At 37.8% G+C, this 6,720-nt stretch carries 5 protein-coding genes; 2 read left to right on the top strand and 3 right to left on the bottom strand.

What is annotated here, in order from left to right; genetic code table 11:
• The 3 genes from PLK24_RS06795 to PLK24_RS06805 form a co-directional block, all read right to left on the bottom strand.
• On the bottom strand, positions 1-1,522 hold a 1,522-nt coding region (locus PLK24_RS06795; RefSeq protein WP_324477556.1), incomplete at its 3' end, for a sugar ABC transporter ATP-binding protein.
• Positions 1,523-1,598: 76 nt separating this feature from the next.
• Entirely contained in the window at positions 1,599-2,615 is a 1,017-nt protein-coding gene (locus tag PLK24_RS06800) for a sugar ABC transporter substrate-binding protein (RefSeq protein ID WP_324477558.1), read from the bottom strand.
• A gap of 71 nt (positions 2,616-2,686) precedes the next feature.
• Entirely contained in the window at positions 2,687-3,655 is a 969-nt protein-coding gene (locus PLK24_RS06805; RefSeq protein ID WP_324477560.1) for an ABC transporter permease, read from the bottom strand.
• Between the two features lie 683 nt (positions 3,656-4,338).
• On the opposite strand from PLK24_RS06805, the gene PLK24_RS06810 reads away from it, so the two are divergent.
• Together PLK24_RS06810 and deoC are read left to right on the top strand one after the other, a co-directional pair.
• On the top strand, positions 4,339-5,877 hold the full coding sequence (locus tag PLK24_RS06810) for a xylulokinase (protein ID WP_324477562.1): 1,539 nt from the start codon (positions 4,339-4,341) through the stop codon (positions 5,875-5,877).
• 53 nt (positions 5,878-5,930) lie between these two features.
• Positions 5,931-6,608 (top strand): deoxyribose-phosphate aldolase, encoded by a 678-nt coding sequence (gene deoC / locus PLK24_RS06815; protein WP_324477564.1) that lies wholly within the window; start codon positions 5,931-5,933, stop codon positions 6,606-6,608.
• Positions 6,609-6,720 lie beyond the last annotated feature (112 nt).

Consider the following 6,720-nt stretch of genomic DNA (forward strand, 5'->3'; position numbering starts at 1 on the left):
AAGAAGCTATTTCTTTTTTATTTTCCAGAATAAAACTCATAATTTTGACTTGATCGGCTTCCTGATGATGAAGAATTCCTTTTAATTGACCGTGGTGCATGACCATAATCCGGTCACAAAGGGCGAGAACTTCAGGAAGTTCTGAGGACAGGAGAATAACCGAAACGCCCATTTTTGAAAGTTCATCAATAAGCTTATAAATTTCTGCTTTGGCTCCAACATCAATCCCGTGGGTAGGTTCATCCATAAACAATATTTTAGGTTGATTCATAAGCCAGCGAGCAATAATGGTTTTTTGTTGGTTTCCACCGCTGAGATTTTTCGAAATTTGTTTCAAGCTGGGGGTTTTAATTGACAATAAATTAACATATTTATTGGAGATTTCCTTTGACCTCTTTTTATTTATAAACTGTAATGCACTGGATAGCTTTTTAAGGTGAACGATGGTCATGTTATCCTGAACGGATAATTTTAATAACATGCCTTGTTCTTTACGGTCTTCGGCTATCATGCCCAAACCGAGTTTTATGGCATCGGCTGGATGGTTGATTTTAACCTCTTTCCCGTTAATCAATACCTTACCGGAAGCCATCTTTTCCATACCGAAAATGCTCTGGAGTAATTCGGTTCGACCTGAACCAACTAAACCGGTTAAACCTAAAACTTCACCTTTATAAAGTTTGAAACTGACATTTTTTACTCGATCTGAAGAACTCAAGTTTTGAACCTCTAAAATAACCTCTCGATCGGAGTAGTCTTGTATAAACTCCCGATGAGCTTTTTTTTCAAAATTACGACCGACCATAAGGGAAACCATTTTTTCTAAAGTAGCATCATCTTTTTGAAGTGTATCTATATAACTACCATCTCGTAAAACGGTTATTCGATCGGCAATTTCTAAAACTTCTTCGAGTTTATGCGTGATAAAAAGAATCGAAACACCTTCATTTTTTAAGGATTTCATAATCTTTAGAAGAAGCGTTATTTCACCAGTAGTGAGTGACGAAGTCGGTTCATCCATAATGAGGAGTTTGGCATTAAGTGAAACTGCTTTGGCAATTTCAATTAACTGCATTTGCGACACACTAAGATATTTCACCAGAACTCTCGGATCTATATTATCTACTCCAAGGGTTGTTAAGTATTTCCGACATTCTGAAATCATTTTTTTGCGATCAATAAAACCAAAAGATTTGGTTAACATTCTGCCTTGATAAATATTTTCTGCGACACTCATGTAACGAGACAAAGAGAGTTCTTGATGGATCATAGCTATTCCGGTATGCTGGGCATGTCTTGGGTCCCTAAATTTGATAACATTTCCTTCAAATTCGATATGACCTTCATCGGGATAATAGACACCCGAAAGGATATTCATCAAGGTTGATTTTCCTGCTCCGTTTTCACCAATAATGGCATGAATCTCACCCTTTTTAATATCAAAACTAACATTATTGAGAGCAATAACACCCGGGAATACCTTGGTAACATTTACAATTCTACAAATGATATCTTCACTCATTACTCGCTTCCTCCATGGTTGTTAAATAACAAGGCGGCATAGAACCGCCTTGTTATTTTTAATCAATCTGATTAATTTATTGCGGGATCTTCTCGTTGACATTTTCTGGAGTAGCAACATCACCTTCGAACCAGTTGATTGCTTCTGGGACGATACCAGCTACGATCTGATTGAAAGCAGAAACCACTGGAGCATATCCTTGGTTGAAAGGATCCTGATCCAAACAGGCAGTGACTTCACCTGAACGAATATAAGCAACAGTTTCTTCCATCCAGTCATGGCAGACCAATTTCAATTTCCCAGTCAGCCCAGCGTCTTTGATGGCTTTGGCTGCACCAAAGGGACCACCGGCAGTGACATAGATCCCTTTTAAATCTGGGTTAGAGGTAATCAAATTTTGGGTAACGTTGTAGGCTTCTTCAGCTTTATCCTGGTTTTCAAATTCTCCCACCAGAACCATCTTCTCGTTTTTGTCGATTACATCTCGAGCTCCGGTTCTTCTCAATTCATGGCCTAACACATTAAAGGAGCCGGTAATGATGGCATACTTTCCTTCTCCATCCATGGCATCCATTAAGAGTTGTCCACACTTTTGACCACCGGTAAAACCGTCTTGACCCCAAAAGGCAATTCTTTTTGACTTTAAACCGGGTTCAGTATTAAAAGAGTAAACTTTTACTCCGGCATCCATGGCTTTATCTACTACTGGTTGAAGAGCTTCGGAAAGACCGAAGAGGGTAACAGCATCATATTGAGCGGTAATGACGTTTTGCATGGCATCTTCAAATTTCTTGGGATCAAAGTCTGGAACCGAGATCCAGTCGACTTTACAGTTCCGGTCTTTGAGGACTTCTTTGGCAAAGAGAGTCCCCTTCATAACCGCCATTCCAAAGGGATTGTTCTGAACCATGATGGTGGCAATGCGCAAAGGTTTTTCAGATACCTGATCAACAGGTAACACATAGAGAGACGCACCGGCTGGGGCTTTGAGTTCAGCTGCCGGAACGAAGTCTGCAGCAAAAGCGATTCCGATAAACAATGATGCACAGAAAATTCCAAGTAGTGCTACTAATAATAACCTGGTTTTTGACATAATCTTACCTCCTCAAGGGTTTTTGTATTTTAATAGCATAAGCTAAGCTATTAAAACCAATGAAATTACCTTTAAGCTGCTCCTTTTCTCCTCAAACTATCTATCGAAACAGCTCCAATAATTACTACTCCAATTACTACAGTTTGCCAGTAACCGGGAACAGCCAATAAAACAAAGGCGTTTTTTAGAACTCCCATTAATGCTGCACCCACAATAACCCCCAAAGGATTTCCTTCTCCTCCGGACATACTAATACCACCAATAACCGCTGCCGCAATAACATCTAACTCATATCCATTGCCGTAAAAAGCGTCTGCTCCCTCAAGTTGACCCATGAGTATAAGGCCACATATTCCGGCTAAAAAACCAGTTATAGTAAAAACCATGATTTTTACTTTTTCGACTTGAATACCGGAAAGCTTGGCCGCTTTTTCACTGTTACCTACTGCATAAACATTTCTTCCTGGAACAGTGTTATTAGCGAATATATAGCCAATTGCTACGATAATCAGCATGACTAAAACTGAAACCGGAACATTTCGAATATAACCACCGCCAAATACCGATATCCAGGTGGGATTATAGTGAATAGGAACCCCCATAGTAATGAGAAGCGAAAAACCTCTGGTGATACTCATCATACCTAAAGTTGCAACAAAAGCCGGAAGACCTACTTTGCTTACGAGTAAACCATTGGATAAGCCAACAATAGCTCCCATTCCCAGAATTGCAATGAGTGTTAATAAAGGAGATGCTCCAGATTTTGCAACCATAGCACCAAAACATGCTGTAAAACCTACTAAAGATCCAACCGAAAGGTCAATTCCACCGGTTATAATGATAAGAGCTTGTCCAACAGCCAATATGGCTATGAGTGAAAATTGTCGGAAAACATTTACAATATTTCTCGCGGTTAAAAAGTACGGGCTAGCAATGGATAGCCAGACACAAATTGCCAATAGAGCGAACAAAACACTAATTTCCGGTCTTCCTAACATGGCCTTGATATTATTATTGAATGAAGTATTTTTAGAGCTCATAGTACTCCCCTACGTAGGTTAGATTTTTTTTCATTAGATAATTCAAACTATGAAACAACTAAAAAACGACATGCTTTTTAAACTTTGGTTCATTCTTTTACGAAGTAACCAAAGAACCCTGAATCAATATGGTATAAAATTTTAAATTCAAAACAAGATTGAGTATGTCAATTCAGTTTTGATTGAAAACAGGCTGTAATTTAGATGTTTTATAGTGAGATGATTGTAAGGTTGAAGAAGGGGACGAAAACAGAACACACCTTTATTTCGGGATAAAACTGAAGAAACTATGAATAGAGGTGACAGGAATTTATAAGGAAAAACGAAGTTAAATAAAAAAATAGGATTAAAAAAAAATGAAGCCGACCAATTTTTAGAAAGAGTATTAGGGAATTGACAACTCATCGTTGTTCTTTGAATGGGTTTGCTTCCCTTAAGGTAATTCACAAAAAACTTTTGCCCCCCTCAGAAGACTGCTAATCAAACATCTTTAAAAAAACTTTATATTTCAAATTACTAATGAAGTTAGAAAGCTTTCTTTATTATAATTCCCGGAGATAAAAAGTCAATCAAAAAAGGTGATCCTCATTCTGACTGTCTTGCTAAAGCTTCTAATTCACATTATTCTTGATAGAATATCTAAAAGTATTTTATTATTTGAAAACATCTTAGGGGATGGAAAAATGTCAAAATATATCATGGTTTGGGATTTAGGAACCGGAGGGAACAAGGCTTCTTTATACGATGAAGAAGGTAACTGCCTGGCAGGAGTATTTGTTCCTTATGATACGATTTACCCTGCCCATGGGTGGCACGAACAGAAACCAAGTGATTGGTGGAAAGCGATTGTTCATAGCACCAGGCAATTATTAAATAGAACCAATATTAAAAAGGAAGAAGTCTATTGTTGCAGCATTTCAGGCCATAGTTTGGGTGCAGTTCCATTAGATAAGCAGGGGAATTTACTGAGGAAACAGACACCGATCTGGTCCGATGGCCGAGCAGTAGAACAAGCTCAAAAATTTTTTGATGGTTTTGATGAAACAAGATGGTATACGATAACCGGAAATGGATTTCCACCCCCATTATATTCCTTGTTTAAAATATTATGGTATAGGGATGTAGAGCCGGGAGTCTTTAAAAAAATCGATAAAGTTATTGGAACGAAAGATTATATTAATTTTAAATTAACTGGTAGAGTTACAACTGATTTTTCCTATGCTTCCGGATCGGGAGTATATGACCTAAAAAATTGGGATTATTCCGAAGAACTGATAGAAGCCAGCGGGCTTTCTGCTTCAATTTTTCCTGAAATAGTTCAATCAACAGAAATTATAGGTCAAATTAGGCCAGATTCAGCAGAAGAACTTGGTTTGCACTCCAATGTTTATGTGGTATCGGGAGGAGTGGATAATTCTTGTATGGCTCTTGGTTCAAAAGCCTTTAAAGAAGGCAGAGTGTATAATTCCTTAGGTTCTTCTTCCTGGATTGCCGTCTCTTCTCGTAATCCCTTACTCGATCCAATTGCTCGTCCCTATGTTTTTGCTCATGTTGTTCCCGGTTTTTTTGCTTCAGCTTTGGCGATCATTTCAGCAGGTTCAAGTTTCCGATGGTTAAGGGATCACATTACCATTGATCTAAAAACCCAGGCCAATAATCAGGGGATAGATGTCTATGAATTGATGACTGCAGAAGCTGCTCAATCGCAAGTTGGTTCTCACAAGCTATTATTTAACCCCAGTCTGGGTGGTGGAATGCCTATTGATAAAAACATTCATATTCGTGGAGCTTTTATTGGAATTGATTTAGTCCATACCCGAGCTGATATGATTCGAGCAGCAATGGAAGGTATTGCTCTTGGGCTAAAATGTTGCCTGGATAAACTCAAGGAGATGACTAGATTAAGTGAAGAAATGTTATTGGTTGGTGGAGGGAGCAAGAGCGAGCTCTGGCGTCAAATCTATGCTGATGTTTACAATATGAAAGTCATTAAAACTAATATCGATGAACAGGCAGCAGCGTTAGGGGCAGCTGCCTGTGCTGCAGTTGGAACTGGCTTATGGAAGAGTTTCGACCGGATCGATGATCTACATAACCTTGTTGAATGTATTACTCCTATTCCCGAGAATATTGAGAAATATCAAAAGATTTATGAGGTATATAAGAGGGTATCAAATTGCTTGTCTGACATTGGTAATGATATGGAAAAGTTAGATGTTTAATAAAAATAAATTCATTATATAAATATAATATTGAGAAAAGAGGAATTTCTTCGATGAAAATTAACCCAAAAGAATTGGTAAAAATGATTGACGTTAGTTTGTTACAGTCAGTGAATACTGAAGCCGATATTCAATATTTAATTGAAAAGACCAAGAAATACCAATTTATTTGTGCTTTTGCTTTACCCTGTTACTCTCAAACTTTGGTCGAAGCCTTTAAGGATGAAGATATTATGGTTGGAGCACCAATAGGCTTCCCAACTGGAGCTGAGTTAACCGAAGTGAAGATATTCCAAGCAAAAACTCTTTATGATATTGGTTGTGACGAGTTTGACATGGTTATGAATATTGGGTGGCTTAAATCAAAACAGTTCGGAAAAGTAGCAAAGGATATTCAAGCCGTTTATCAAACAATAGCGGAAAAACCTTTGAAAGTCATTGTTGAAGCTATGTATCTTACTGATGATGAGCTGACCGAAGCCTGTAAAATAGTTATGAACAGTGGAGCTGAATTTATAAAAACCGGTACTGGTTGGGCAACGAAACCAACAGAAATTCGACACGTTGAAATTATGGCTAAAACTATTCAAGGAAGAATAAAAATGAAAGCCGCTGGTGGAATTAGAGATTATGAAACACTTTGTAAAATGCATGATATGGGTGTTTCACGATTTGGAGTGAGTTTGAGTTCGGGAATTAAGATTGTTGAAGAAGCACGCTCTAAGCCGTAATTTCTTTTTATATTAAAAACCAAGATGATTCCCTTTATTATTTTTTTGGCAAAAATTTCTATCCTGAAAATACCGGAAACAGTGAAAAGTGATCAAACAAAAATGAGAAATG

The sequence above is a fragment of the Atribacter sp. genome, from assembly GCF_035418125.1.
Taxonomy (GTDB): Bacteria; Atribacterota; Atribacteria; order Atribacterales; family Atribacteraceae; genus Atribacter; species Atribacter allofermentans.